This window comes from Serratia sp. YC16 (genome assembly GCF_009707615.1).
GTDB classification, from domain to species: Bacteria; Pseudomonadota; Gammaproteobacteria; order Enterobacterales; family Enterobacteriaceae; genus Serratia; species Serratia surfactantfaciens.
In genome coordinates, this window is the sequence record NZ_WLYN01000002.1 from 780,932 (window position 1) to 807,608 (window position 26,677).

Genomic DNA, 26,677 nt, shown 5'->3' on the forward strand with positions numbered 1-26,677 from the left:
GGGTGAAATGGGTATCTTTCGCTGCAGGCGCCCGGCAACGATTTGCATGAGCGAGCGCCGGCCCGGTCTGGGAAGAGAGGGGGCGGGCGGCGCTGTACGTCGCGCCGCTATCCGATTAAGCTACCGTTTTTCGTCTGTGCATTGGGACTCTATGGCCACACTGAAGGAAATTGCTGAAGCCGCTAATGTGTCCGTCGCCACCGTTTCGCGCGTGTTGAATGACGACCCCACCCTGAGCGTGAAGGCGCAAACGCGCCAGAAGATCCTGGAAGCGGCGGAGCGCCTCGAATACAAGGTGGCACCCTCCAAACGGCAAAGCGGGCATCGCCTGCATTTTGCTGCGCTGTTCACCTATACGCAGGGCGTGGAGATCAACGATCCCTATTACCTGGCGATGCGCTACGGTATCGAAACGCAGTGTGAAAAACTGGGCGTGACGCTGAGCGCCGGTTACGACTTTACCGGCGACAAGGCGCTGCCGGCGGCCGACGGCCTGCTGGTGATCGGCCGGCCACAGCCCGCGCTGTATGAGCAGCTTAAGCTGCAGGACGCGCCGGTGGTGTTTATCGACGGCGTGGTGGACGACGAGCGTTTCGACTGCGTCAATGTCGACCTGTACAAGATCAGCCGCAAGGTGATCGATTACTTTATCGGCCGCGGCTATCAGCGCATCGGCTTTATCGGCGGGCGCGACCATCCGGCGGGCATCGACCAGCGCGAGCAGGCGTTCGTCGAGTATGGCCGGCAGCAAAACGTGGTGCGGCCGCAGGATATTTACCACGGCGATTTCAGCAGCCAGTCGGGCTACCAGTGCGCCAAAGCGATGTTGCAAAGCCAGAATGGCTATCCGCCGGCGTTGCTGGTGGCGACCGATTCGATCGCCATCGGCGTGCTGCGCGCGCTGCACGAACACGGCGTCCAGGTGCCGGGGCAGATTGCGCTGATCAGCGTCAACGACATTCCCACCGCCCGCTTTATTTTCCCCGCCTTGTCCACGGTGCGCATCCCTTCGGAAACCATGGGCGCACAGGCCGTCAACCTACTGGTGGAGCGGCTGCGCGATGAACGCGCCGTCCCGCTGTCGATCTTCGTTCCCAGCTCGCTGCAGCTGCGCGACACCACCGTCGCCTGACCGGCCCCCGCCTCGGCGGGGGGCGTTGGCGCTCAAAATTAACGTCATGATAAAAAAAGGCATTTGAGATTTATTGTGATCCTGTCGTCATTTGGTAAATATCGGCTGTAGTTTTTACTAAATATTTACTATCGTTTCCGCATTGCACAGGTGTCGGGAGACGTGACGTGAATAATTGGGAAAACATTGAAAAACAGTCGGAGCACCGGTTGGCGCCGCGCGCGAGCTTCTTCAGCTACGCGGACGCCGAGCAGGCGCTGAGCTTCGATCGCAACGCCAGCCGGCGTTTCCAGCTGCTGAGCGGCCGTTGGCGCTTTCGCTTCTTCGATCACCCGGCGCAGGTGCCGGCGGCGTTTTACCGTGAGCCGATGAGCGACTGGGGCGATATGGCGGTGCCGGGTATGTGGCAGTTGGAAGGGCACGGCCACCTGCAGTACACCGACGAGGGCTTCCCGTTCCCGATCGACGTGCCTTACGTGCCGACCAACAACCCGACCGGCGCCTATCAGCGCCACTTTACGCTCGACGCCGGCTGGCGGGATCAGCAAGTGCTGATCAAATTCGACGGCGTGGAAACCTACTTCGAGGTGTACGTCAACGGCCATTATGTCGGCTTCAGCAAGGGCAGCCGACTGTGCGCCGAGTTCGACATCAGCCCCTATGTGCGGCAGGGCGAGAACCTGCTGTCGGTGCGGGTGATGCAGTGGGCCGATTCCACCTACATCGAAGATCAGGACATGTGGTGGATGGCCGGCATCTTCCGCGACGTCTATTTGATCGGCCAGAGCGCCACTCACCTTCACGACCTGACGCTGGTCACCACCTTCGACGAGCGCTACTGCGACGCGCAGTTGGCGATCGACGCCGAGCTGCGCCATCTCGGATCGCCGGCCGCCGAGGGCTGCCGTCTGCAGGCGCAGCTGTTCGACGGCGATCGCTGCGTGGCGGAGCAGTGGTGCGACGATCTGCGCATTGAACGGGCGCTGAGCTGCCGTTTCGAGCTGCCGGTCAGCCGTCCGCAGCAGTGGAACGCGGAAAATCCCTATCTGTATCAACTGCTGCTCAGCCTGTATGACGGCGCCGGCAACCTGCTGAGCGTGGTGCCGCAGCGGGTGGGCTTCCGCGAGATCGCGGTGCGCGACGGGCTGATGTACGTCAACGGGCGCTACCTCAAGCTGCACGGCGTCAACCGCCACGATCACGATCACCGTAAAGGGCGCGCCGTCGATATGGCACGGGTGGAGCGCGACATCGTGCTGATGAAACAGCACAACATCAACTCGGTACGCACCGCCCACTACCCCAACGATCCGCGCTTTTACGAACTGTGCGATCTCTATGGCCTGTTCGTGATGGCGGAGACCGATCTGGAGAGTCATGGCTTCGCCAACGTTGGCGATCTGAGCCGCATCACCGACGATCCGCGTTGGGAGCAAGCCTACGTCGAGCGCATCGAGCGCCACGTGGCGGCGCAGAAAAACCACCCGTCGATCATCATCTGGTCGCTCGGCAACGAATCCGGTTACGGCTGCAACATTCGCGCCATGGCCCGGCGCTGCAAGGCGCTCGATCCGACCCGCCTTATCCACTACGAGGAAGACCGCGACGCCGAAGTGACCGACGTGATCAGCACCATGTATTCCCGCGTGGCGATGATGAACGCCTTCGGTGAATACCCGCACCCCAAACCGCGCATTCTGTGCGAATACGCCCACGCCATGGGCAACGGCCCCGGCGGGCTGTTCGAATACCAGTCGGTGTTCAACCGCCACGCCAGCTTGCAGGGGCACTACATCTGGGAATGGTGCGATCACGGTCTGCTGAGCCACGACGAGCAGGGGCGCGAGCGCTACCAGTACGGCGGCGATTACGGCGACTACCCGAACAACTACAACTTCTGCATGGACGGCCTGATCTACCCGGATCAGCGCCCTGGCCCCGGCCTGCGTGAATATCAGCAGGTGCTGTGCCCGGTGGAAGTGACGGCGGAAGAAGGCGCAGGCGACGTGCTGCGGGTGAAAAACCGCTACTGGTTCAGCTCGCTGGCGGACATCACGCTGAAGGTCAGCGTCAAGACCGACGGCCGCCAGGTGGCGAGTTACGAATTCAAGCTGCCGCATCTGCAGCCGGGCGAGAGCGAAGACATGCACCTGCCGGTGCTGGCGCTGGGGCCGGGGGAAACGCTGATCGACGTGGCGGTGCATAAGGACAGCGCCACCCGCTACAGCGAGAGCGGCCAGCGGCTGGGGCATTACCAGCATCTGCGCCAGGCGGCGAAGCGGCTACCGGCTCCACCGGTGGTCGATGCGCCGGCGCTGCAATGCCGCGAGGAAAATCATCAGCTGCTCGTCAGCGGCGGCCGGTTCCAGCTGGCGTTCTCGCTGCTGAGCGGCGAACTGCTGTCGTGGCGGGTAGACGATGAAGAAATGGTGGGACGCGCGCCGCGCATCACCTTCTTCAAACCGGTGATCGATAACCATAAACAGGAATATGAGGGGATTTGGTTGCCGTATCACTTCCCCATCATGCAACAGCATTTCCGCCGCCTCAGCCGACAATGGCAGGGAGACGATTTGCTGATCGAGGTGCACAGCCTGATCGCGCCGCCGGTGTTCGACTTCGGCATGCGCTGCACCTATCGCTGGCGCATCTCTCCGCAGGGCTGTGTCAGCCTGGATCTGGCCGGGGAGCCTTACGGCGATTTCCGGCAGGTGATCCCGAAAATCGGTCTCGATTTCGGCATCAGCCGCCGCTTCGAGCAGGTGGAATACTACGGCCGCGGGCCGGGTGAGAACTACCGCGACAGCTGCCGGGCCAACCTTATCGGCCGCTACCGGCAGCGCGCCGATGCGCTGTTCGAACACTATCCGTTCCCGCAGGACAACGGCAATCGGCAGGACGTGCGCTGGCTGAGCCTGCAGGACGCGGCGGGCAAGGGGATCTTCATCCAACCGCGGCGGCCGATCAACTTCAGCCTGTGGCCGTACAGCGCCGAGATGCTGCATCAGGCCCAGCACATCAACGAGCTGGAGCCTGACGATTGCCTGACGCTGAACCTGGACGATCAGGTGCTCGGCCTCGGCTCCAACTCCTGGGGCTCCGAGGTGCTGGATACCCACCGGGTCTATCTGGCGCCGTTCAGCTACGGCTTCACGCTGGTGCCGTTCGACGGCCGGCAAACGGACGGCGCCGCGCTCGCCGGTTATGACTACGCGCCGGCCCCTCATCACCCGCAGTCTGCGGAGGAAAACGCATGATCATTCTCGAATCCCTGACGGAGTTTCAGCGCATTTATCACAGCGGCAAGAAATGGCTGCGCTGCATGGAGGCGATCGCCAATGTCGATCGCATCAGCCCGAACGTGTGCCATTCGATCGGCGACTCGCTGACGTATCGGCTGAGCGTCGGCGCCGGCCGGCAGCACGGCTGGCTGGAGGGCAACCGCCGCTACTTCGACGTGCACTACTACCTCGAGGGAGAAGAGATCGTCGAAGTCGCCGACAAACGGACGCTGGCGACGGTGGCGCCCTATCAGGACGAAACCGACCGCGAGTTTTTCAGCGGCGAAGGCGAGAGGCGCCGGGTTGGTAAAGGCAACGTGGTGATCTTCGAAAACCACCAGGCTCACCGCTTCAAAGAAAGCGGCAAGGTAAAAAAAGTCATTTTAAAAGTGACGGTGGAAGACAGCTATTTCATCAACAAATAGCGCGACCGCCGATCGATAACAACAAACCGAAGTCCCCTACACCATTCGGAGAATCTCTATGGCTGCGTCGAACAGAAACACCATCGGCAAGTTTGGTCTGCTGTCGATGACGTTTGCGGCAGTGTTCAGTTTCAACAACGTGATCAACAACAATATTCAGCTCGGCATCGCCTCGTCGCCGGTATTCCTGGTGGCGACGATCATTTACTTCATTCCCTTTTGCCTGATCATCGCCGAGTTCGTCTCGCTCAACCGCAACTCCGAGGCTGGCGTCTATGCCTGGGTCAAAAGCGCGCTCGGCGGGCGCTGGGCGTTTATCACCGCCTACACCTACTGGTTCGTGAATCTGTTTTTCTTCACCGCGCTGCTGCCGCGCGTCATCGCCTACGCCTCGTACGCGTTCTTGGGCTATGACTATGTGTTTACCCCGCTGACCACGGCGATCATCAGTATCTTCCTGTTCGCCTTCTCGACCTACATCTCCAACAGCGGCGCGAAACTGCTGGGGCCGATGACCTCCGTCACCTCGTCGCTGATGCTGTTGCTGACGTTTTCCTACATCATCCTGGCGGGCGCGGCGGTGCTGGGCGGCATCGAACCGGCCGATCCGATCAACGTGCAGGCGATGACGCCGAACTTCAACTGGGCGTTCCTCGGCATTACCGCCTGGATCTTCCAGGCGGCGGGCGGGGCGGAATCCGTGGCGGTGTACGTGAACGATGTGAAAGGCGGCAGCCGCGCCTTCGTGAAGGTGATCATCGTTTCCGGGCTGTTCATCGGCGTGTTGTATTCGGTGTCTTCGCTGCTGATTAACGTGTTTGTGCATCGCACCGACCTGCACTTTACCGGCGGCACGGTGCAGGTGTTCGAAGGCCTGTCGGCACACTTCGGCCTGCCGACGGTGTTGATGAACCGCTTTGTCGGCATCGTCTCCTTCACCGCCATGTTCGGCTCGCTGCTGATGTGGACGGCGGCGCCGGTGAAGATTTTCTTCACCGAGATCCCGAAGGGCATTTTCGGCGAGAAAACCATCCGCCTGAACCGGCACGGCGTGCCGACGCGCGCCGCCTGGATCCAGTTCTTCATCGTCATCCCGCTGATGCTGATCCCGACGTTGGGTTCCAGCAGCGTGCAGGATTTGATGAATACGCTGATCAACATGACCGCCGCTGCTTCGATGCTGCCGCCGCTGTTCATCATGCTGGCCTACCTTAATCTGCGGCTGAAGTACGACCGGGTGGCGCGCGATTTCAAAATGGGCTCGCGCCTGCAGGGCATCGCCATCGTCAGCGTGCTGATCGCCATCTTCACCGTCGGCTTCTTCGCCTCGACGTTCCCGACCGGCGCCAGCATCATGACCATCGTGTTCTATAACGTCGGCGGGCTGGTGGTGTTCCTCGGATACGCCTGGTGGAAGTACAACCGCTACTCGAAGAGCCTGAACGCCGAAGCGCGCTACCACGAAGACATGCCGCTGGCGCGTCTCGCGCTGGAAGCGCAGGAGGGGGCGCCTGCCGGTCAACCCGCGCTGACCACGCCCGCATGCAATAAACCGCTGTAATTGCTCACCTATCGACTCCGCGCCCCGGCGCGGAGTCTCGCCTTGCGTAAAAAATCCTGCCTCTGCGTTTGCATAATACATAAGTGAGTACTAATGTGTTTGTATGAACGAAAATGACATCTTCAAGGCGCTGGCCGATCCGACCCGCCGCAGCATCTTCGACAAACTCGTCGCCGGTAGCATGAATGCCAGCGCGCTGCGCGAAGGGCTGCCCATCAGCCAATCGGCGATGTCGCAACACCTAGCGGTGCTGCGCAACGCCGGGTTGGTGCGCGAGGCGAAGCAGGGGCGCTGCGTCAATTACCAGGTCGACCCGGACGGGCTGGCGCAGATCGCGCAGTGGCTGGCGAAGTACCGCGCTTATTGGCCGGCGCGCATCGAGGCGCTGCAAACCTTGCTGAAGGACATGGATCAATGAACAAACGGGCTGAGCCGCCGCCGCACGACCGGCTGGTGTTGGAATATTCGCTTGATGCGCCGCCGGAAAAAGTGTGGCGGGCGCTCAGCATTCCCGAGCTGCGCGAGCAATGGCTGCCGACCGGCGACCTGGCGCAGGCTGAACCGTTGGCCGCCACGCCGGGCGAGGCGGTGAGCTACCGTCTGCGCGACGACCAACCGCCGTTTCTCGAAAGCGTCGTGACCCTGCAGATTGTGCCGAACGCCGACGGCGGCAGTGTGCTGCGGATTATCCACCAGCCAGACGCCGCCAACGACGGCCCGACAACGGTGATGCGCGCCGCCTGACGCGTTAAACACACTTCCCTTTGTTGCCAACCCAGGAGTTCACCGATGCGTGAGAAGATGATGCTCGTCCCAATGGTGGTGGAACAGACCAGCCGGGGAGAACGTTCCTTTGACATATACTCGCGCCTGCTGCGCGACCGAATCGTGTTTCTCAATGGCGAAGTCAACGACGACGTGGCCGAAATGCTGTGCGCCCAGCTGCTGTTTCTGGAGGCGGAAAATCCGGAAAAACCGATCCACCTGTACATCAACTCGCCGGGCGGGGCGATCACCAGCGGGCTGGCGATTTACGACACCATGCAGTACATCCGCGCGCCGGTGCATACGCTGTGCATGGGCACCGCACGCTCGATGGGCTCGTTCCTGCTGATGGCCGGCGAGCCGGGGCACCGCATGGCGCTGCCTAACGCCAGCCTGCATGTGCACCAGCCGCTGGGCGGCTTTCAGGGGCAGGCGTCCGATATCCTGATCCACGCCGAAGAGATGAAGCGCACCAAAGCTCGGGTGATCCGGCTGTACGCCCAACATTGCGGCCTGAGCGATGAAGCGGTGGAGCAGGCGTTGGATCGCGATCGCTTTATGACCGCCGACGAAGCGGCGGCCTGGGGGCTGATCGATAAGGTGCTGCATGAACGGTGAAGCGACTCAGGGGCTTTCGGCGGGCTGCGGCGTGTGCCAAACCCGTTCAAGCCCGCATTCGACCATCGCGAAATAGAGGCTGAAATAGCGCTCCGCCATGATAAAGAACGAGCTGTTGAGTTCGATCACCACGTTATTGGTGGTGGTCAGCAGGCCGGATTTTTCCGCCGCCTGCAGGATGCGATTCACGTGCGCGCGGGAGACGGAACACGACTTGGCGATTTTCGCCGAGGAGAGCAGCAGAAAGGGGGAGTTCTGCCGGATGCTTTCGATATGCAGCATCAGCAGCACCATGTGGCCGGCGTCTTTGCTGATAAACAGCGCGGATTGCGGCACCAGATCGATCAGGTAGATCTCCTTGAGCATCAACTGCCCGTAGGCGGCGAAAAAGGCGGGCAGAAAGTCGGGCGTCGCCAGCAGCGCCGCGATGGGCATCTGCGGCGCCAGCGCCTGATAGGGCCGCGCCATCGAGGCGATCAGCGCCTGGGTTTCCGCCAGCGCGTTCGGCGTCGGCCTATAGCGCAGCTGGCGTTTGTCATGTTCGCAGGGTTTGACCTCCAGCCGACGGCCGACCCGCAAGAAGAACAGAAAGGAATCCAGAGAATTCTCGCTGATCATGTTCTTCCCTTTAAAAAAGGCCTTGATGTCTTTCAACCCGGCGGCGGGCTGGTGGTAATAAATGGACAGGATGGTGGAACAAATAATGAACCGACTGTTCCTGAAGATGATTTTGTAAAACAGCGGATGTTTTTTGTAGGTCTCTTTCAATAACTCCCCGTGCTTGACGATGGCGGCGTGGAACGCCGGTGACTGTCTGATGATGTTGGCCTGTTTCTCCAGATGAAACTGTAGCTGGAATCTGCTTAGACTCATTTTCCCTATTTCCTGTACTTAAAAAAATGTGCTGCTTTTTATCGTTATGGGTTTGCTGTGTATGGCTTGACGATCTGTTGGCCCTGGTCGTTGATGAGAGTGGCCTGAACGATGACCTGAGAAGGGAGTGTCGGCGCTGCAACGCCGTCGAGGTGATAATCCCGTATGCTGAACGGCGCGGTCATCATGTCGCTTTCTTGCCGCACCGGGTAATCACGTTTTCCTATGTGCACGCTTATGCGGGCGAAGGAGAGATAGAACGCAGACCGGTTGTTGCAGCGCAGCAGATAGCCGCCCGGTGATTTTTGCAGCGTGAACGAAACGGCCTCGGCTGCGTTCTCGGCTTTTCCCTGCAGCGCTCTGGGCCGGTAGAAGATCTTCATCTGCGTGTTCATCGCCAGCGTCACGCGCGACGCCAGTGGCGGCGTGGTCGGCGGGTTAGGCGGGATCTCATACAGGTTGAGCCAGAATACCGACTCCCGGTCGGCGGGCAGGTTAGCGCCGGCAAACAGGATGCGCAGCCCTTTCAGCGCCGAAGGCGGCAGGGCGAAAACGCTGGGCAGGGTGACAAACGGCGCGCGGGACAGTTCGGGGGCGGCGTTGACGTCGCCGTTATCGACCCAGGTTTGCGCCACGATCGGATAGCCGTTGGTGTTGAGCAACATCAGGGTTTTTTCCGTGTCGCCTTCGCGGAAAATCACCCGCGTGGCGGAGGCGATGATGCCCGCCTGCGCGCCCATGGCCGCTAGCGCCAGCAGCAGGGCGCATCCCATCGTCAGATATTTCTTTCTCATCATTGCACCTTAACCCAAACGTAGGCCCTGGCGTCCACTTTGCCGGCGGTGACGGTTTGTCCGGGCAGCCGGGCGAGCGTGGCGGTGAGCTGGGTGGTGTAGTGGGTAAAGCCCGCCGCGGTGCTGCCGCCGCCGCTGGCGCCGTTGAGCACCGGGTACCAGCCGGCGTCGTTGCCCTGCGGGCATTGCCCGGCGCTGCAGCGCGCCCAGCCGACGAAATTCATCGGCGCGCCGTTGCCGGCGTTGGCGAGCGCGATGCCCACGCCGGTGGCGACGCTGCTGTCGGTGCCGTAGCCGCTGGAGAGCAGGTAGCTCACGCCGCCGTTGGCGCTGACCAGCCCGAGCTGCTGCGCCGCGACATAGCTTTCATACGGCACCTGCAGGCCGAGGGCGGTATTGTTGCTACTGACGCCGGACACGGCGGCGTTGTCGCATTCGATATTGATAGTGAACTGCGCCTGTGAGGTTTGCCCGGCGGTCAACTGGCTGACGGAGATGGTCGGCAGGATCACCAGCGGCGTGACGTTGCGCGCCACGCAGGTGGCGGTATAGGTCAATGAGGAGATCGGTGCGGTGCCCATGCCCATCGCGTTCCAGCGCCCGGTGCCCCAGGTGGCGTAGTTGGTGGCGGAATCGCTGCCGATAGGATCCGAAGCGATACCTGGCCCCTGAAAGGTGACATAGCCGTTCGGCTGCGTGCAGGTATAGTTCGAATTGCCGGTGGTCGAGGCCATGCCCACCAGCGGGTTGCCGGCGCTGTAGCCGCAATAGTTGCTGGCGCCCGCGCCCGGCAGCGAGCTGATGCGGATCAGATCGGCGCGGATGGCGCTGAAGTCTTTCACCCGGATCTGAATTTTGCTGCCGACGGTGGCGTAGCGGGTAATCGGCGCCGACTGCCAGTAGCGGGTAAAAACCTTGCCGGAATCCAGATGGGTCAGGCGGATGCCGACGTAAGGGAAGTAGGTGGCGTAGTAGTTGGGGTTGCCGTCCTGGGCGCCCAGATCGTAATAGCCGCCGACGCGATCGTCGCCGTTGGTGGCGAAGACTTCATAGATCTGCCCCGCATCGCTGGCGTCGCATTCATACAGCACCTTGTTGGGATCGGGGTAGCGTGTGCCGGACGTAAGATCGAACACGCTGGTGCCGAGCGGCGTGCCGACGGGCTGCAGGTAAGTGCTGGTCAGGTTGACCCGGCCCAGCGCCGTGCCCACCCCGCAGGGATCGCAACCGGAATCGATCGCGGGAGAAACCCGGGTGCATTGGGCCAGCGCGGCGGGCGCGCCGAACAGCGACAGGGCGAGCAACGCCAGGGCGGCGAGCGGGTAAGCAATGCGTTTCATCGTCTCTCCTGAGAATAAGTTTTACGGGCTAGCGGCACGGGGCGCTGAGCCGCTGAATCGGGCTGTCTTCCCCGGCGGGCAGGCGGTAATGCAGCGTGCATTGCTGGCCGGGCGCGTCGCCCCAGTTCAGCGTCAGTTCGCCGGCGCTCCGATCGCTGCGCAGATACACCTGATTGGCCTGGCCGACCATGCCCACGCTGTTGCCCGCTGGGTCCAACACGTTGGCGCCCATCGGGATCGGCGCGTTATCGGGCCGCTGCGCGGTGATCAGCAGCGCCTGGCCGCGCACGGTGTTGAAGCGCAGGCGCACCGTGGCGCCGGCGTACGGTGCCACGCGCCGCTGGCCGTCTTCCAGCTCCGCTTTGTCGTTCATGCCCTCGGGGTTCAGCGCGACGGTGTTGTAGTGATAGGGCACCAGTGACGGTGCCAGGGCGTAGCCGAAGCGATCGACGCGCGCGCCCTGGCCGTCCATCACCCGTGCGCCGCTGGCGCCGGGCGCTTCGATCAGGGCGAAGGTGTCGCCGACATACGGCCCTAATGTCACGCCGCCGTGGTGCGCCACCACGGCGCCCTGCAGCGACAGGGAACCTTGTCGATACTGGCGCGCGGTGGAGAACGAGCCGGTGACGTTGGCGTAAGGCAGACGGGTTTGCAGGTTGCCGCCCCAGATGCTTTGCTGGCGATCGTCGTCGGTGGTGAAGTTCAGGCCGTAGCTGACCGGCTGTTCGTCGCCGACGCTGCCCGAGAGCGCAGCCTGATAATTGCCGCCCTGACCCTGGCTATGATTGGCCAGCAGCGAGACGCTGGGGGCGGATGATGAGCGCCCGAGCGGGAAGCTCAGCGACAGGGCGGTGACGGTCTGCGCGTTCTGCGCCAGCGGCGCGCTGTAGACGTTATCCAGCGGCCCGTAGCCGCGGTAGTCGCCGTTGCTGTAGCCCAGACTGCGAGTGCGGGTGACGGAGAGGTTAAGCGCCACGCCGTTGCCGAAGGTTTTTCCCCAGCCCAGTTGGAGCTGATTGTCGCGGCCGCGCTGGTCGCGGTAGTCCTGAGTCGAACCGGACATCGTCAGGCTGCCGAACGCGCCCATGCCCTGATTGACGGCGACCTCGAAACGCGAACGCTGGCGGTAGGAGTCGGACTGCCAGTTTTGACCGGTAACGGCGGCGCGCCGCACGCCGAGCACGTCGCTGAGATCGCGAAAGCCTTCGGTAGAGTAGCGGTAGCCGGCGATGGATAGCGTGGTGTCCGTCGGGCTGAAGGTTCGGCTGTAAGAGAGGTGCAGCATCCAGCCGGAGGCGCCGCCGTCCGGCAGGCTGGCGTGGGAATAGGTGGTATCCATGCCGAAGGCGCCCAGCCAGCTGCTGTACACGCCACCCAGCATCACCGCCTGATAGCCGTCCGCCAGCTGGTTGCCGAGGTTGAAGGTCAGAGCGTTGGTCAGGCCGTGCTGCCAGGTCACTTCGCTGAACAGATCGTTGTCGCCGACGTAGCGGGAACGGCCGACGATCGCGGAGTAGCGCGACTGGCCGGGGCGAATGGATTCCGGCACCGCGGCGAACGGCACGGTGAAGGTGCTGACGCTGCCGTCGGCTTCGGTCACCACCACGGTGAGATCGCCGGCGTAGTTGGTGGCGTACAGATCGTTGATGGCGAACGGCCCCGGCGCCACCGTGGTTTCATACAGCGTGCTTTTGCCCTGCAGCACCGTCACGCGCGCGTTGCTTTTCGCCACGCCGCGCACCACCGGCGCATAGCCGCGCTGGGAATCCGGCAGCATGCGATCGTCCGAGCTGAGCTGAATGCCGCGAAAGCCCAGGCCGGAGAAGAAGTGCCCGTCGGTAAAGCCTTCGCCCAACAGCATTTCGCTGCGCCAGGGCAGGATTGCGCGCTGCACGTAGCGGCGGCTGGTGTCCAGGTGACCGCCGAACTCCCGATCGTAGCGGTAGCTGGACTGCTGGCGGTAGCGCCATAGCCCGAGGTTGAACCCGCCGTTAAGGTTGGCGTAGGTCGAGTCGAGATCGCGGGTTTGCCCCTGCCGGTAGCTGACGTGGTACTGGTTGAGGTTGTAATTGACGAAGGCCATCGATTCGCCGCTATCCAGGCTGGCGGGGTTGACGCTGCCGCGCGGCCGGCCGTTCAACAGCGCCTGCGGAACGCTGAGATCCAGCCGTAGCCGCGAGATATCGGCGTTCACCGTGATGTCTTTGAGATCCCGGCCGGGCAGCAGGCATTCCGCCTCGGCCGCCGGCGGGTTCTTCAGCCCGAAGCGCGTCAGCTGCGGCCGATCGAAACAGGGCAGCACCTGCTGGCCTGCGCGCACGAAGCGAATTTGGTCGCGCTCGAGAAACTGGCCGTTGAGGTACAGATCGATCTGATAGCTGCCGGGGGCGACGGCGTCCTGTTGGTTGAACTGACTCAGGGCGCTGTTGCTCAGCACGCTGCCGCGCAGCAGCGCGGGATCGAAGGTATAGCCGTCGGCGGCGGCGCAGCCCAGCGGCAGCGCCAGCAGCGCGCAGCACCAGCGTGCGGGCAGCGGCGTCGCCTTGCGGACATCGAACATGGGAACCTCCCTGTCTGGTTTCAGCGCGCGACGTTCAGGGTGCGCGTGATTTCCACCCCATAGTCATTGATGACGCGCAGTGCGACCTGCCGTACCTCCCCGTTCACCGGCCAATTGGCCTGTGAATACGGCGGGATCAGATCCGCCTGCGGAATGGCGCTGCGCTTCGCGCCGCTCAGGATGACCGCTTGGCTGATGTTGGCGTAGTAGCCGGTCGGGTTGTCGACGCGCAGCGCGTTGCCGACCTGGCGCAGGCTAAGGCGATCGATGACGTGGTTGGCGTCGCCGGCCAGCCCGGCGGGGCGATAAAACACCTTCAGCCGATTGGTGACCACCAGCAGTAGTTTGTTCTTGTCGTTGTCCGTCTGCCGTACGGCGGGCACCTGCAGGAAGTTAAGGTAGAACAGCGATTCGCGATCGCGCGCCAGCGGCTGACCGACGAACGACAGCCGCACCATTTGCCCGCTGTGCGGATTCATGCGGAAGATTTGCGGCGAGGCGACAAAGGGCGCATCGGCGTTTTCCGGCGTGGACTGCGGGTTGTTGATGTCGAGCCAGATCTGCATCAGCGCCGGGACGCCGTCATCGTTGGTGAACTGCAGCGTTTTCTCCCGCGCCTCGGCGGGGTAGATCACGCGGTTGCCGAGCAGTGTTACGCTGGCCAAGGCGTGGGTGGCGGCAAAACTCATCAGGCAAAGCGACAGGGCGGCCCATCGGCGGGCGGAACGGGATATCTGCGGCATAAACGTGAACCGATAAAGGGAGCGAGTCATTCAGCGCCGTCCGCTAAGGAACGGCGCTGGCATCAACAGGTATGGCGCCTGACGCCGGCTTATTTGTAGCTAATGGCGAACTGGGCGGTGGCGATCACCGAACCGGCCGCTACGCCGGTGTCTTCCGCGTAGTAGCGGGCCACCAGGTTCTGCGAGGTGGAGGTGGCGTCTTTCGCCAGCGTCATCGCCGACGTGGTGACGGTCGAACCGCTGGCGAACGACAGCGGCGTGGTGGCGTCGCTGTCCAGCAGTTGAATGGACACCTTGGCGGCATCGCCCGCGTTGCCCAGGTTGCCGTTGGTGGTCGGGTTGTTGCCCGCCAGCACGGTTTTGATCGCCGTATCGCTGCTCGCCGCCGCGCAGCCCGTCACGTTAACGGTAAAGGTGGTGTCGCCGGCGGTGGCGCCTTTGGTGGCGAGTTTGCTGGCGGCGACGGTCGGCAGCAGCACGACCGGGTTGGATTGGTTGCCGTTAATATTCACCGAACAGGTTTGCGTGCTGACTTCGCCTTTGAATTGCACCGTATTGGACGAGGCGGCCGCACAGGCGCCGGAGAGAGCCAGCAGGGATAATGCGACTAATTTAACATTCATGTGAAATGCCCTTTAATTAACTTTAGAGAAAAGCTTTCCTGACAGTAATAAATTACTGACGTGCGGTTGTGGGTTAATCATGTTGCGCAATTGTTTTTTAAACGCGTCGGCAAACATGGATTTTCATCCTAACAAACTAAGAATTTTCCCTATAGGTGTTTTCCGCATGGTAATAAGGCGGCGGCGTGGGTTGTTACATTTATTTTCATTTTTGCTTATATCATACAAAATGGAAAATAGATCTATATCATTGCGTTGCGTTTTTATTGGATCGCCGGATTTTGTGATGGAAATAATTTGAAACATTCATGCCTTTTTTGCGGATTAATCAACGCACTGGCGGTTGCGTGATTATTTGAAAAACATGTTATCAAGATGTTTTTTATTGGTGTGCTTTGCCGGCGAATTACCCCAAAAAAGAACGGCGACAAGTCGCCTGAGGTATGGAAGCATGCTGCCATGCTGATAAGGAGAATTAAAGTGAGAGTGATTTATATCGACGGCTCGCCGCTGTGCCGGCTGGGCATGAAAACATTATTGGGTGGCGGGGTGATAACCTTATCCTTGCCAGATATTAACATCGTTAAAAATATAAGCCCGGCGCCTGATTTAATTATCATGGACTTTCCCCATGAGATTTACCGGTTCGAAGCCTATTTGAAATTCATTAATTATACCCGCCGTGAATATAACGGCGTGAGATTACTGTTCTTCGTCGATAAGACTTCGCCGCTGATTCTGGCGTTTATCGCTGCGGCGCAGCCGGATGCGATTTTGCACAAACGGGAAGCGTTGCAGATGGTGCGAGAGACTTGCACGGCGCTGGTCCGCCGTGAGGAGGAAGGTGAGCGGCGCGTGATGAACCGGCATCGGGTGGCGGCGATCACGCCTGGCGAGGCGGCGGTGCTGTGTGAAACCGCCCGTACGGAAGATATCCGCCTGACCGCGCGGCGGCTAAACCTGCATCCGAAAACCGTTTATTCGCACCTCAATAACGCCGGCAAAAAGTTCGGTATTCGCAATCGGGTGGAATTGTTGAAGATGATTGCGCTGCTGTAGCGCCGTTATCGGGCCTGGCCGACGGCCAGCCGCCATCGCGTGATCTCATCGGCGCCGGGTCCGGCCGTCAGCGCCAGGCTTTGCGGCGGCAGCGATTCGCCGGTCACGGCATCCACTACGCGCAGGGTGGCGGGGTGGCCGGTCATGCGGTCGACCACGCGCAGCGGCGGCCCGGCCAGCTCGGACAGATTCCACTTGTCGCCAATCTGAATCATCGCCATCACCAGCAGCCCGAGATCTTTTCCCTTCTCCGTCGGCAGATACTCATAGCGATCGGGGCGGGTCTGGTATTGCCGCTTTTCGATAAGGCCTTCGCTTTCCAGCGCTTTGAGCCGATTGGCCAGCGTACTGTTGGTGATGCCGGTCGACTGGCGCAGATCGTCATAGCGCGAGAGCCCCAACAGCAGATCGCGCATGAGGATAGCGCCCCAGCGATCGCCCAACGCCGACAGCACGTGGGCCACCGAACACGTCATGCCTTCAAAATCTTTTGCCTTCATCCTGTTGTGCCTCTGCTTGCCACCGGAATGCCGATAATTTTATCGCCTCCGCTTGATAACTTCAATAATTGGAGTTATTACTCTAATTATTGAAGTTGGTGTTTTAGACCGGCTACCGATCAAAGCGGTTGCCGATAGCCTACGCCCACACCGAGGAGACAATGCGATGCCACTGTGGCAGATCTACCACCCCGAACCGGCCTTCAGCGCTGCCGATAAACGCGCGATTGCGCAGCAGGTCACCGCCCTGTACCAGGACTTTTTGCCACGTTTCTACGTCAACGTCTTCTTCCATGCGTTGCCGACAGGTTCGGCTTATCTCGGCGGCGAACCGGCCGATGACTTCGTGCGGGTGACCATCGACCATATCGCGCGCGCCATGGACAACGACGCGGAGCAGCAGCAATTTCTGGCGGCCTGCACCCGCATCCTGCAACCCTACATCGCCGCCCGCGGGCTGCGCTGGGAGCTGCACGTGGACGAAACGCCGTTCTCGCTGTGGACTATCGAAGGTTTAAAACCGCCGGCGCCGGGGACGGCGGCGGGAGAGCGGTGGCGCAAGGAGAACCGGCCTTCGGTGTGGGAGGGTAGCGGCGCTGGCGGAATATCCGATGCTTAAAGGCGACGATGAGTGCCGGGTTATTATCTCGCTTAAACAGAAGCGGCATCACCGTGTGGGGGCTGTGAGAGTAACCCGGCAGGCCTCATAGGTTATGTTGTACATCTGATATGAATGCATTAACGATGGCGGATTTTTCATTCTTGCGATAGATGAAAAAAACCTCAGTTGCGTTATCGACGGCGGGGATCGGCCTGTAGGTGATGTTAGGCAGTTTGATTGAAGATAGCGTTGAGGGAACGATGGCGATGCCCAGGCCGGAGGCCACCATGGCGAGCACGCTTAAGGTGCTGTCCAACCGATAGGCCACCTTGATGTCTTCTTCAATAATGGCGTTCAGGATACGAAGCTGGCCATCGTCTCCGCTGTTTTCCGAGTAGATGATAAAGTCTCGTCCAGAGAGGTCTTCCTTGTTCAAGGCCTCTTTTTTCGCCAGATCGGAGTCTTCCTGAATCACGACAACCCAGTCAAATTTTTTTATGGCTATAAAGCCGAGCTCCGGTGGGATGTTGAGATCCAGATTGGGGCAGTAGCTGACGTCGATATTTCCGTTGACGATCTCATCGATTTGTTTCCAGTAAGACATCTCTTTGGCGCGGAAGTTTACGCCGGGATGCTCTGCTTTAAATCGATGAATATCGGCGGTGACTAATCCTGCCGCCACGGCATTGCCGACAAATCCGATGCGCACATTGCCATTCTCACCTTTCGCCGCCGCTTTGGTTTCGTCAAGCGTGCTTTTTATTTTTTCATAAATATCCGGCGCATTCTTTAAAAATATCTCTCCCACTTCGGTGAGTTCTACATTGCGGTTGTTACGAATAAAAAGTGGTGCGCCAATCTCTTCTTCCAGCGCTTTTATCTGCATGCTGAAAGCCGACTGCGTAATATGAATGCGTTTGGCCGCTTTGCCAAAGTGTTTTTCTTCAACGAGGGCCAGGAATGCCTGGATATGGCGAAAATTCATGGATTAGATTCCTGTATCAGTCGTTCAAAAAAATGAATTGGATATATAGTGCCCATGAAAATACCCTCTAATAGAACTCGCGTTAAAGTGTAGGTTATTTCTGAAATGCGGGCTAGTCAACAACACTCAGCGTGTTGCTATATGTTTCCAACGAACAAATATATATAGTGGAGGCGCTAAATGAATTCATTAGCCAGAATCGATGTTCATACTCACCTGGTTCCGCCCTTTTGGGGCAGTGCGCTGCCGAGCCACGGCGGCGATCCGTCCGGATGGACCTTGCCCAAATGGACGGCGGACGACCATCTGCGCTATATGGACAGACAGCAAATAGCGACCAGCGTCTTGTCGTTAACCGCGCCAAGCGTGGTTGGCTGGGAAGGCCAGGCGCGCCGCGATATGGCCAGGAAAGTCAATGAATATACGGCGGATCTGGTGGCGAAATACCCCACGAGGTTTGGCAACTTCGCGACTGTGCCGTTGCCGGACGTTGAGGGGGCGGTGCGTGAAGTTGAGTATGCACTGGATGTGCTGAAAGCCGATGGCGTGGTGTTATTAACCAACTATGAAGGGGTTTATTTAGGGGATAAAAAGTGGGCTCCGCTTTGGGCGGCGCTTAACCAACGCTCTGCCGTTGTTTTCATTCACCCTGGTCATCCCATCATGGATTTGCTGGATGGCGTTCCGGGCCCCTTGGTTGATTATCCGTTTGATACTACCCGCAATGCCGTCCATATGGTGCTGAACGGCGTTATGGACAATTACCCTGACGTGAAAATTATTCTTTCGCATGCCGGCGGCTTCCTGCCTTATGCCGCCTTGCGTTTTACATTGCTGGCGGAGTCGCTTAATCCAAATGGGCCGTCAGCTCAGGAATTGAACGATAAGTTTAAGCGTTTTTATTTTGATACCGCATTGTCTTCCGGCCCGAATGCATTCTCCAGCCTGCTGACCTTTGCGAATCATAATAATATTCTGTTCGGCAGCGATTATCCTTATGCACCGGAGTCCGTCGCCGCTAAGTTTAATCATATTCTCGACGCCGAAACAAACCTGACTGATGCGCAAAAAGCAAGCTTCAACCGAAATAACGGTCTGGCGCTTTTCGCGCGGTTAAATAAATAAGGGTTTCTGCTGGGGCGATGCCGCACTGCTTCAAGTGCTGGCGGGTTCCTTGCCGAGAATAAAAAATCCACGCCGAAGCGTGGATTTTTCCGTTTCCGGCAGCGGAGAGAAACGCTGCGGGGAAGGGGTTAGACGTTGAACAAGAAGTTCATCACGTCGCCGTCTTTGACGATGTAGTCTTTACCTTCGGAGCGCATTTTGCCGGCTTCTTTGGCGCCTTGCTCACCCTTGTAGGTGATGAAGTCGTCAAAGGCGATGGTTTGCGCGCGGATAAAGCCTTTCTCGAAGTCGGTGTGGATCTTGCCGGCCGCCTGCGGGGCCGTGGCGCCGACCGGGATGGTCCAGGCGCGCACTTCTTTCACGCCGGCGGTGAAGTAGGTCTGCAGGTTCAGCAGCTCGTAACCGGCGCGGATCACGCGGTTCAGGCCCGGCTCTTCCAGGCCCAGCTCGGCCATGAACTCGTCGCGCTCTTCGTCTTCCAGCTCGGCGATGTCGGATTCCACGGCGGCGCACACGGCAACTACCACGGAGCCTTCGGCGTCGGCGATTTTACGCACGGTGTCCAGGTACGGGTTGTTCTCGAAGCCGTCTTCGTTGACGTTGGCGATGTACATGGTCGGCTTCAGCGTCAGGAAGCTCAGGTATTTGATCGCCGCCTTGTCTTCTGCGGTCAGATCCAGCGCACGCAGCATGCCGGCGTTTTCCAGGTGCGGCAGGCATTTCTCCAGCGCCGCCAGCTCGGCCTTGGCGTCTTTGTCGCCGCCTTTGGCTTTCTTCTGCACGCGGTGGATGGCGCGCTCGCAGGTGTCCAGGTCAGACAGCGCCAGCTCGGTGTTGATCACGTCGATATCTTCGGCCGGATCGACCTTGTTGTTGACGTGGATGATGTTGTCGTTCTCGAAGCAGCGCACCACGTGGCCGATGGCTTCGGTTTCGCGGATGTTGGTCAGGAACTGGTTGCCCAGGCCTTCACCTTTAGACGCGCCTTTCACCAGGCCGGCGATGTCGACGAATTCCATAGTAGTTGGCAGAATGCGCTGCGGCTTGACGATCTCGGCCAGCTTATCCAGACGCGGATCGGGCATCGGCACCACACCGGTGTTCGGTTCAATGGTGCAGAACGGGAAGTTGGCTGCTTCAATGCCCGCTTTGGTCAACGCGTTGAACAGGGTGGATTTGCCTACGTTAGGCAGGCCGACGATACCGCATTTGAATCCCATGTTGTAATCACCTTAAATATCTTAACTATCAGTCGGTTAGGTTTAATCGACTGCATAAAGGGCAAAATAATGCCGCCATTATACACGTAATGGGCGTTTATCTCGATCAGACTTGCTTGGCCGGGGCGAACGCAGCGCGGGCGGCCGGTTTTTATTTGAGATTTGGATCACATTTACCCATACTGGCCATTCCGATTAACCGACAGGAAACGCGCCGGATGTATTTCTTGCCTACGCCACCCTGAGTTGTGCCCGCCTGCAGTCTGCCGCCCCTTGCGGCTCTCCATACCCGCTACGCGGGGAGATGATGTCATCTGTCATAAGTGAATAATGCATGTTTAATCTGAGTAACGTCAGGATCGCGGACGTTAAAAATGAAGTCCTGGCGGGCTTTGTGGTGGCGGTTTCGATGATCCCCGAGGCGGTCGGCTTTTCGCTGGTCGCCGGTCTTTCGCCGATCGTCGGTTTGCACACCGCGTTTATTATCGGCCTGGTCACGGCGCTGTTCGGCGGCAAGCCGGGCATGGTCTCCGGTGCCGCCGGCTCCATTGTGGTGGTGCTGATGAGTCTGGCGGCGCAGTACGGCATGGGTTACGTGCTGTGGGCCACGCTGTTCGCCGGGGCGATTCAAATCCTGATCGGTGCCTTCCGGCTGGGCAAGTTCATTCGTCTGGTGCCGCTGCCGGCGATCCACGGCTTCGTCAACGGTCTGGCGATCGTCATCATGTTGGCGCAGCTGAAGATGATCGCCGGGCAGGGGCCGCTGATGTACGGCCTGGTGGCGCTGGCAATTGCGGTGGTGGTGCTGTTCCCGCGCCTGACCAAAGCCATTCCGTCTTCGCTGGCGGCGCTGCTGGTGGTCTCGGCGTTGGCAATCGGTCTCAATCTGCACACGCTGCGGGTGGGCGATCTGGCGGACATTTCCGGCGCGCTGCCGCACTTCAGCCTGCCGACGGCGCCGTTCACCCTGGAGATGGTGCGGGTAGTGCTGCCCTACGCGGTGGTGATCGCCTTGGTCGGTTTGATTGAATCGCTGCTGACCATGACGGTGCTGGATGAAATGGGCGGCAAGAAGGGGAACGGCAACCGCGAGAGCATCGCACAGGGTGCCGGTAACGCGGTATGCGGCCTGTTCGGCTGCTTCGCCGGCTGCGCGATGATCGGCCAGTCGATCATCAACTTCACCTCGGGCGGGCGCGGGCGCATTTCCGGCACGGTGGGCGCCATTCTGTTGATTCTGTTCGTGGTCAGCCTGTCGCGCTATATCGGCCTGTTGCCGGTGGCGGCGCTGGCGGGGGTGATGCTGGTGGTGTGTTACAACACCTTCGAGTGGAGCTCGCTGCGCCGTTTGCGCCGCATGCCGAAAGCCGATGCGCTGGTAATGATCATCGTCACGCTAATTACCATCTTTACCGATCTGGCGGTGGCGGTGATCAGCGGGGTGATTATCTCGGCGCTGGTGTTCGCCTGGCAGCAGGCGCGCATCCGCGTGCGCCAGCGGCAGGTGGCGGGCGACGTGGCGGTGTATCAACTGGATGGCCCGCTGTTCTTCGGCTCCGCCGCCGCTTTCGCCGAACTGTTCGATCCGCAGAGCGATGCGCAGAATGTGGTGCTGGATTTTGCTGGCACCCGGGTGATGGATTCCAGCGGCGTAGAGGCTATCGATAAGCTGACGGCGCGTTATCTGGCGGCGGGAAAAAGCATCCGCCTGCGCCACCTGAGCGGTGACTGCGTGCGCTTGCTCAAGCGCGCCGGGCCGTTCTGCAGCCATGAGCTGGACGATCCGCAGTATTACGTGGCGGAAGAGGGCTTCACCGCCGACGATCGCCGGGTGGGAGAGGAAACCTTCAACCCGCGCGGCTAAAAGCAGGCAGCGGGCAGGGCGCCCGCTGCGGCAAGGTTCAGGCCTGCGCCTTGAAGCTGTGCAGGCGCTGAACGGTTTTTTCCAGCCCGTCCTTCATCAGCATTTCGGTGCAGCGCAGCGACTCGTCGATCGCTTCGTCAATCATCTTCTGCTCGCTGGCCGGCGGCTTGCCGAGCACGAAGCCCACCACCTTGTTCTTGTCACCCGGATGGCCGATACCGATGCGCAGGCGATAGAAGTTCGGGTTGTTGCCGAACTTGTTCTGGATGTCCTTCAGGCCGTTGTGACCGCCGTTGCCACCGCCGAGCTTGATTTTGGCCACGCCGGGCGGCAGATCCAGTTCGTCGTGCGCCACCAGGATCTCGTTCGGTTCGATGCGGTAGAAGTTGGCCATCGCCAGCACCGCTTTGCCGCTCAGGTTCATGAAGGTGGTCGGCACCAGCAGGCGCACGTCGTTGCCCGCCAGGTTCAAGCGGGCGGTGTAACCGAAGAACTTGCTCTCTTCTTTCAACTGCTGATTGTGGCGCTGGGCCAGCAGATCGACGTACCAGGCGCCGGCGTTGTGGCGCGTCTGGGCGTATTCCGCGCCCGGGTTGGCCAGGCCGACTATCAATTTAATACTGCTCACTGGGAGATTCGCTATGATCAGGGTAATGGAAAGGGCCTTAGTCTACCTGTCGGGGCGGCGAATGACAAAATCCGATCTCCGCCATCGTCTTAGGTAAGAAAGACGAATGATTCATTAGCTGAATAATTCAATTTGTCCGCTAATTTTCAGCGCCGTGTTAAGAAGTGTCAATAATTCTTTACCATTTGTGATCGCCCCCGCAATCCCCTTGCCGCCACAAGGACTATACTTAACTTATCAAAGTGGGTTAACAAGTTGCAGCGTTATCCCGGTTGGCACATGGCAATCATGGAGGTGGCATATGAAACGTAGAAACGCGGACAGAATGGGCAACTTTTTTATGGGGCTGGGGCTGGTCGTGATGATCGGCGGCGTCGGATACTCCATTATTGCTGAAGTATCCCAGTTCGATTTACCGCAATTTTTCGCCCACGGCGCCATCATGAGCATCTTCGTCGGCGCGCTGTTGTGGCTGGTGGGCGCGCGTATCGGCGGCCGCGAGCAGGTGGCGGATCGCTACTGGTGGGTAAAACACTTTGATAAACGGTGCCGTAACGACCAACATCGTTCGTCGCATTGATTAAAAAATCAGAAGGGAAGCGAGAGCAGGGCAAGGGAATATCTGCCGTGCATTAAGGTCTGAGGTCATGTTGGACTACGAGTAGAAAACCCGTTGTTGCGTACGCACCAACGGGTTTTTCTTTTTCTGCTGTCGGGCACGTTATCTTTCCGGCACGGTGGGCGCCGCACCGGAAAGACGACGCATCAATGCTCGAACATCGCAGAGATCGACTCTTCGTTGCTGATACGGCGGATGGCTTCAGCCAGCATGCCGGACAGGGTCAGAGTGCGAACGTTTTTCAGTGCCTTGATTTCCGGCGACAGCGGAATGGTGTCGCAGACGATCACTTCATCAATCACCGAGTTCTTGATGTTGTCCACGGCGTTGCCGGAGAAGATCGGGTGCGTCGCGTAGGCGAATACGCGCTTGGCACCGCGTTCTTTCAACGCTTCAGCCGCTTTACACAAGGTGCCGCCGGTGTCGATCATGTCGTCGACCAGCACGCAGTCGCGGCCTGCCACGTCACCGATGATGTGCATCACCTGAGAAACGTTCGCGCGCGGGCGGCGTTTGTCGATGATGGCCATGTCGGTGTCGTTCAGCAGTTTGGCGATGGCGCGGGCGCGCACGACGCCGCCGATGTCCGGAGAAACCACGATCGGGTTTTCCAGGTTCTGCTGCAGCATGTCTTCCAACAGGATCGGGCTGCCGAACACGTTGTCTACCGGTACGTCGAAGAAGCCTTGAATCTGCTCAGCATGCAGATCCACCGTCAGAACGCGGTCAACCCCTACGCTGGAGAGGAAATCGGCGACAACCTTGGCGGTGATTGGCACACGCGCGGAACGCACGCGGCGATCCTGGCGGGCATAGCCGAAGTAAGGGATAACGGCGGTAATACGACCTGCGGAGGCGCGACGCAGGGCGTCGACCATCACAACCAGTTCCATCAGGTTGTCGTTGGTCGGGGCACAGGTGGACTGGATGATGAAAATATCACCGCCGCGTACATTTTCGTTGATTTGCACGCTCACTTCGCCGTCGCTAAAACGACCTACAGCGGCGTCACCAAGGCTGGTGTACAAACGGTTGGCAATACGTTGTGCTAGTTCCGGGGTGGCGTTACCAGCAAAAAGCTTCATATCAGGCACGAGAAGAACCTCAGGCTTGCGTCCAGAGAAGATATTGTCATACGACATCGCCAAGGGGCAGTCGGCGACGCCGGCGCAATATACATACGGGTATGTAAAACTAAAATTGAGACCGCAGGCAGCGCAGGGATAACAGGGCCAGGTGTGCATGACCCTGCGCAGCGAAACGTTGAGCTACGACTCAAACCGCCCGGAACGAATGCGATGTAGTGGGGAGACGTTAACGCCGCGCGCTACAAAACCACGCAACCACTCCGGGGCTTGATTTAACACCTGACGGGCGGCGATTTCTGTGTCGAATTCAGCAAACACACAAGCACCTGTGCCTGTCAGGCGTGACGGGGCGTATTCTAACAGCCATGAAAGAAGCTGTTCAACCTCGCGAAAACGTTTTCTTGCGATCGGTTCGCAATCATTTGCGTACGGCGCCCGCAACAGCTCATTTAAGGAGCGAACCGGGGTATCCCTTTTCAATTCGGCGTCGCCGAAGATAACCGGCGTCGGAATGCCGACGCCGGGATGGGCCACCAGATACCATTTTTCCTGCGGTTCGGCCGGCTGCAGGCGCTCGCCGATGCCTTCGGCGAAAGCGGCGTGGCCGCGCACGAACACCGGCACGTCGGCGCCGAGGCTGAGCCCCAGCTCTGCCAGTTGGTCGTCGCCAAGGCCGCAGCGCCACAGTTCGTTGAGCGCCACCAGCACGGTGGCGGCGTTGGAGGAGCCGCCGCCCAAACCGCCGCCCATCGGCAGACGCTTGTCGATGCTGATGTCGGCGCCGCGCGGTGCGGTCTGCAGGCCGCGCTCATCGCAATAGCGCTGCAGCAGGCGGGCGGCGCGCACGATCAGGTTCTGCTCGTCCGGCACGCCGTCGACCGGCGTCAGCAGGTTGATGCGATCGTCCTGGCGCGGGTCAATGGTCAGGGTGTCGCCGTAGTCCAAAAACTGGAACAGCGTCTGCAGCAGGTGATAGCCGTCTTCACGACGGCCGGTGATGTACAGAAACAGGTTGAGCTTCGCGGGGGAGGGCCACTGGTGGATCATTTGAGCGTCCAGTTATCCATTTTCAGCTTGATGCGCTGGTCGCCCTGCTGCAGCTCCAGGCGGTTCGGCAGCGTCGGCTGCACCTCGGTGCTGTAGCCCTGGTAATCCACTTTCCACGTCTGGCCGCCCTGCTGATAGGTAAGCTTGCTCAGACGATATTGGTCATCCAGCGCAAAATCGTTGGCTTCGCCCGGCAGACCGAGCATCCATTGACGCAGGTTGTTCAGCGGGATCGCCATGCCGGTCAGCTTGCGGATCATCTCGTCCGGGTTATCGCTGACGTAGCGTTTGCCCTGGTTATCGGTCAACTGCACCACGTTTTTCTGCACGTTGAGATCCATTTCCGTGCTGCCCAGCGGGTTGGTCAGCAACAGGCGGTAGCGCTCCGGCGAGAACTGCTGCCAGAAGAAGCGGGCGTAGACTTTTTTCTGATCAGACAAGTAGGCGAAGGAGCCGCGGGTCTGATAGGTGCTGAGCTGCTGCACCGCCTGCTCATGGGCGCGCCACTGCGGTGAGGTCGGGCTGGTGGCCGGGCCGCTCGGCTTGGTGGTGGTACAGGCGGCCAACACCAGGCTGGCCAGCGGGATCAGACGGAGCAAACTAACTTTGCGTATTGGCATAACTTTCTCTTGTCCTTTTGTCCTTGCGGGCATGCGCGACGAAACCCGGATTCAGCGCTCACGCTAACGGGGCGGCGGCGACGCGTCAATTTTTTGCTGCATCGCGTTGAATCTTGCCGCTTTTACCGGCGCAATGCCAACCCGGCGCGCGCGTCGGGGTCGCCATTAAGATTAACACAATCGTTTCGTAGCGCTGCCCCGGCGCAACAATTTTCGTTACGGCAGGGGGCCGCCGTTAGCGTTTGGTTGATGTTTGTCTCGGTATGCTGCCGGGGGTTTTTGTTGCGGGAAATAATCGAATGAAGATAGCGGTGCGAATAATCATTTCGCTTCTGTGCTTTGCCGGTGCGGTATTTTTTTATTTTCAGGCCAAGCAGGTTTTTTGCCAACAGGTCTCTTTTATCTTGGATCCATCCTATCGTTGCGGCACGCTGGGGTGGTAAACGCGCGGATTATAAGCGGATAGCCTGCAGGTTTTACCGAATCCTGCGCGGGATACCGCATCTTGCGCTAAAATTCAGTATGTTATGCCGTCAAATTATAAATCATCTCACTGTATTTATTACTTATTCATTAATTGATGTCGTCTATGACAGCGATTGAACG

At 59.7% G+C, this 26,677-nt stretch carries 26 protein-coding genes; 12 read left to right on the forward strand and 14 right to left on the reverse strand.

Annotation, left to right across the window (positions count from 1 at the left end; translation table 11 throughout):
* The first annotated feature begins 151 nt into the window (after positions 1–151).
* From ebgR to GKN89_RS11270, 7 genes are all read left to right on the forward strand, one after another.
* Positions 152–1,132 (forward strand): transcriptional regulator EbgR, encoded by a 981-nt coding sequence (gene ebgR / locus GKN89_RS11240; protein ID WP_074054476.1) that lies wholly within the window; start codon positions 152–154, stop codon positions 1,130–1,132.
* A gap of 167 nt (positions 1,133–1,299) precedes the next feature.
* Positions 1,300–4,389 (forward strand): beta-galactosidase subunit alpha, encoded by a 3,090-nt coding sequence (gene ebgA / locus GKN89_RS11245; protein WP_370520195.1) that lies wholly within the window; start codon positions 1,300–1,302, stop codon positions 4,387–4,389.
* Positions 4,386–4,838 carry a beta-galactosidase subunit beta gene (locus tag GKN89_RS11250; protein ID WP_019454755.1) on the forward strand — a complete coding sequence of 151 codons (453 nt, stop codon included), beginning with the start codon at positions 4,386–4,388 and terminating at the stop codon, positions 4,836–4,838. The genes ebgA and GKN89_RS11250 overlap by 4 nt, the downstream gene beginning before the upstream one ends.
* Positions 4,839–4,896: 58 nt before the next feature.
* Positions 4,897–6,399 (forward strand): amino acid permease, encoded by a 1,503-nt coding sequence (locus GKN89_RS11255; RefSeq protein ID WP_019454756.1) that lies wholly within the window; start codon positions 4,897–4,899, stop codon positions 6,397–6,399.
* Positions 6,400–6,502: 103 nt separating this feature from the next.
* Positions 6,503–6,817: a helix-turn-helix transcriptional regulator gene (locus tag GKN89_RS11260; RefSeq protein WP_154746987.1), complete on the forward strand. Its 315-nt coding sequence runs from the start codon at positions 6,503–6,505 to the stop codon at positions 6,815–6,817.
* Positions 6,814–7,143: an SRPBCC domain-containing protein gene (locus GKN89_RS11265; protein ID WP_019454758.1), complete on the forward strand. Its 330-nt coding sequence runs from the start codon at positions 6,814–6,816 to the stop codon at positions 7,141–7,143. The genes GKN89_RS11260 and GKN89_RS11265 overlap by 4 nt, the downstream gene beginning before the upstream one ends.
* A 45-nt stretch (positions 7,144–7,188) precedes the next feature.
* The gene (locus tag GKN89_RS11270; protein ID WP_019454759.1) at positions 7,189–7,782 is read left to right on the forward strand and encodes an ATP-dependent Clp protease proteolytic subunit; all 594 of its coding nucleotides are present in this window, start codon (positions 7,189–7,191) and stop codon (positions 7,780–7,782) included.
* A gap of 6 nt (positions 7,783–7,788) precedes the next feature.
* Here the strand turns inward: GKN89_RS11270 and GKN89_RS11275 are convergent, their stop codons facing one another.
* The 6 genes from GKN89_RS11275 to GKN89_RS11300 all read right to left on the reverse strand — a co-directional run bounded on the left by GKN89_RS11275 (position 7,789) and on the right by GKN89_RS11300 (position 14,715).
* Entirely contained in the window at positions 7,789–8,655 is an 867-nt protein-coding gene (locus GKN89_RS11275) for a hypothetical protein (protein WP_154746988.1), read from the reverse strand.
* 44 nt (positions 8,656–8,699) lie between these two features.
* Positions 8,700–9,449 carry a molecular chaperone gene (locus GKN89_RS11280; protein WP_019454761.1) on the reverse strand — a complete coding sequence of 250 codons (750 nt, stop codon included), beginning with the start codon at positions 9,447–9,449 and terminating at the stop codon, positions 8,700–8,702.
* The gene (locus tag GKN89_RS11285) at positions 9,449–10,789 is read right to left on the reverse strand and encodes a fimbrial protein (RefSeq protein WP_154746989.1); all 1,341 of its coding nucleotides are present in this window, start codon (positions 10,787–10,789) and stop codon (positions 9,449–9,451) included. Before GKN89_RS11285 ends, GKN89_RS11280 begins: the two co-directional genes overlap by 1 nt.
* A gap of 28 nt (positions 10,790–10,817) precedes the next feature.
* Complete coding sequence (locus tag GKN89_RS11290) at positions 10,818–13,349, reverse strand: fimbria/pilus outer membrane usher protein (RefSeq protein WP_154746990.1); 2,532 nt, start codon at positions 13,347–13,349, stop codon at positions 10,818–10,820.
* Between the two features lie 20 nt (positions 13,350–13,369).
* The gene (locus GKN89_RS11295; protein ID WP_154746991.1) at positions 13,370–14,092 is read right to left on the reverse strand and encodes a molecular chaperone; all 723 of its coding nucleotides are present in this window, start codon (positions 14,090–14,092) and stop codon (positions 13,370–13,372) included.
* Positions 14,093–14,181: 89 nt separating this feature from the next.
* Positions 14,182–14,715 carry a fimbrial protein gene (locus GKN89_RS11300; RefSeq protein WP_154746992.1) on the reverse strand — a complete coding sequence of 178 codons (534 nt, stop codon included), beginning with the start codon at positions 14,713–14,715 and terminating at the stop codon, positions 14,182–14,184.
* Positions 14,716–15,090: 375 nt separating this feature from the next.
* Here GKN89_RS11300 and GKN89_RS11305 point away from each other — a divergent pair, with 375 nt between their 5' ends.
* Positions 15,091–15,774 carry a LuxR C-terminal-related transcriptional regulator gene (locus tag GKN89_RS11305; RefSeq protein ID WP_230328965.1) on the forward strand — a complete coding sequence of 228 codons (684 nt, stop codon included), beginning with the start codon at positions 15,091–15,093 and terminating at the stop codon, positions 15,772–15,774.
* Positions 15,775–15,779: 5 nt separating this feature from the next.
* Here GKN89_RS11305 and GKN89_RS11310 read toward each other — a convergent pair whose 3' ends face one another.
* Positions 15,780–16,274: a helix-turn-helix domain-containing protein gene (locus GKN89_RS11310; protein WP_019454767.1), complete on the reverse strand. Its 495-nt coding sequence runs from the start codon at positions 16,272–16,274 to the stop codon at positions 15,780–15,782.
* Between the two features lie 166 nt (positions 16,275–16,440).
* Here GKN89_RS11310 and GKN89_RS11315 point away from each other — a divergent pair, with 166 nt between their 5' ends.
* Positions 16,441–16,893 (forward strand): tautomerase family protein, encoded by a 453-nt coding sequence (locus GKN89_RS11315; protein WP_063919240.1) that lies wholly within the window; start codon positions 16,441–16,443, stop codon positions 16,891–16,893.
* Positions 16,894–16,978: 85 nt separating this feature from the next.
* Here the strand turns inward: GKN89_RS11315 and GKN89_RS11320 are convergent, their stop codons facing one another.
* Entirely contained in the window at positions 16,979–17,860 is an 882-nt protein-coding gene (locus GKN89_RS11320) for a LysR family transcriptional regulator (RefSeq protein WP_154746993.1), read from the reverse strand.
* A 180-nt stretch (positions 17,861–18,040) separates the two neighbouring features.
* On the opposite strand from GKN89_RS11320, the gene GKN89_RS11325 reads away from it, so the two are divergent.
* Positions 18,041–18,985: an amidohydrolase family protein gene (locus GKN89_RS11325; protein ID WP_154746994.1), complete on the forward strand. Its 945-nt coding sequence runs from the start codon at positions 18,041–18,043 to the stop codon at positions 18,983–18,985.
* Between the two features lie 128 nt (positions 18,986–19,113).
* Here GKN89_RS11325 and ychF read toward each other — a convergent pair whose 3' ends face one another.
* Complete coding sequence (ychF, locus tag GKN89_RS11330) at positions 19,114–20,205, reverse strand: redox-regulated ATPase YchF (RefSeq protein ID WP_004941048.1); 1,092 nt, start codon at positions 20,203–20,205, stop codon at positions 19,114–19,116.
* A 334-nt stretch (positions 20,206–20,539) separates the two neighbouring features.
* Between ychF and GKN89_RS11335 the strand changes: the two genes are divergently transcribed.
* Positions 20,540–22,069 carry a SulP family inorganic anion transporter gene (locus tag GKN89_RS11335; protein ID WP_019454771.1) on the forward strand — a complete coding sequence of 510 codons (1,530 nt, stop codon included), beginning with the start codon at positions 20,540–20,542 and terminating at the stop codon, positions 22,067–22,069.
* 37 nt (positions 22,070–22,106) lie between these two features.
* Here the strand turns inward: GKN89_RS11335 and pth are convergent, their stop codons facing one another.
* Entirely contained in the window at positions 22,107–22,697 is a 591-nt protein-coding gene (pth, locus tag GKN89_RS11340; RefSeq protein ID WP_004941053.1) for an aminoacyl-tRNA hydrolase, read from the reverse strand.
* Positions 22,698–22,998: 301 nt separating this feature from the next.
* Between pth and ychH the strand changes: the two genes are divergently transcribed.
* Positions 22,999–23,277, forward strand: a complete 279-nt coding sequence (gene ychH, locus GKN89_RS11345) for a stress-induced protein YchH (RefSeq protein WP_025160276.1) — start codon at positions 22,999–23,001, stop codon at positions 23,275–23,277.
* Between the two features lie 185 nt (positions 23,278–23,462).
* Here ychH and prs read toward each other — a convergent pair whose 3' ends face one another.
* The 4 genes from prs to GKN89_RS11365 form a co-directional block, all read right to left on the reverse strand.
* Positions 23,463–24,410 carry a ribose-phosphate diphosphokinase gene (gene prs, locus GKN89_RS11350; RefSeq protein WP_004941061.1) on the reverse strand — a complete coding sequence of 316 codons (948 nt, stop codon included), beginning with the start codon at positions 24,408–24,410 and terminating at the stop codon, positions 23,463–23,465.
* 174 nt (positions 24,411–24,584) lie between these two features.
* Entirely contained in the window at positions 24,585–25,451 is an 867-nt protein-coding gene (gene ispE, locus GKN89_RS11355; protein WP_154746995.1) for a 4-(cytidine 5'-diphospho)-2-C-methyl-D-erythritol kinase, read from the reverse strand.
* Complete coding sequence (lolB, locus tag GKN89_RS11360) at positions 25,448–26,071, reverse strand: lipoprotein insertase outer membrane protein LolB (protein WP_025160275.1); 624 nt, start codon at positions 26,069–26,071, stop codon at positions 25,448–25,450. The genes ispE and lolB overlap by 4 nt, the downstream gene beginning before the upstream one ends.
* A 122-nt stretch (positions 26,072–26,193) precedes the next feature.
* Positions 26,194–26,460, reverse strand: coding sequence for a hypothetical protein (locus tag GKN89_RS11365; RefSeq protein WP_154746996.1), 267 nt, complete (start codon positions 26,458–26,460; stop codon positions 26,194–26,196).
* Positions 26,461–26,677 lie beyond the last annotated feature (217 nt).